Below are 545 nucleotides of genomic sequence, written 5' to 3'. Positions count from 1 at the left end.
CGACTATATCTACATTCGTCMCTGGMCGATCAAGTGTGATTTCATACTCCCCTTGTTCATTTGCAGTGCCGCTACCAATCACTTCACCATTGCTATCCGTGACTTCAACAGTAGAGCCTGACTCTGCCTTACCTGTAACAACAAGACCTTCTTCATCGATCTCTGCTGTCGGTGCTTCTGGTGCAACCGTATCCTTCTCACCGGTTATAGGCGTCTTCTCTGAAGTGTTACCCGCTTCATCAGTTGCCGTAACATCGACTGTTTCACCATCCGTCACTGGGCGATCAAGTGTGATTTCATACTCCCCTTGTTCATTTGCAGTGCCGCTACCAATCACTTCACCATTGCTATCCGTGACTTCAACAGTAGAGCCTGACTCTGCCTTACCTGTAACAACAAGACCTTCTTCATCGATCTCTGCTGTCGGTGCTTCTGGTGCAACTGTATCCTTCTCACCGGTTATAGGCGTCTTCTCTGAAGTGTTACCCGCTTCATCAGTTGCTCCAACGAGCACTGTTTCGGGATAGATCGTAGATCGAGGTGGT

General features: G+C 48.6%; 1 protein-coding gene. It reads right to left on the bottom strand.

From position 1 onward, the window contains the following. On the bottom strand, window positions 1-545 hold a 545-nt coding region (locus tag DC082_RS10600), incomplete at both ends, for an Ig-like domain-containing protein (RefSeq protein ID WP_239991307.1).

Origin of the sequence: Ignatzschineria indica (assembly GCF_003121925.1) — a bacterium.
GTDB lineage: Bacteria > Pseudomonadota > Gammaproteobacteria > Cardiobacteriales > Wohlfahrtiimonadaceae > Ignatzschineria > Ignatzschineria indica.
This window is presented reverse-complemented; position numbering and strand designations above follow the sequence as displayed.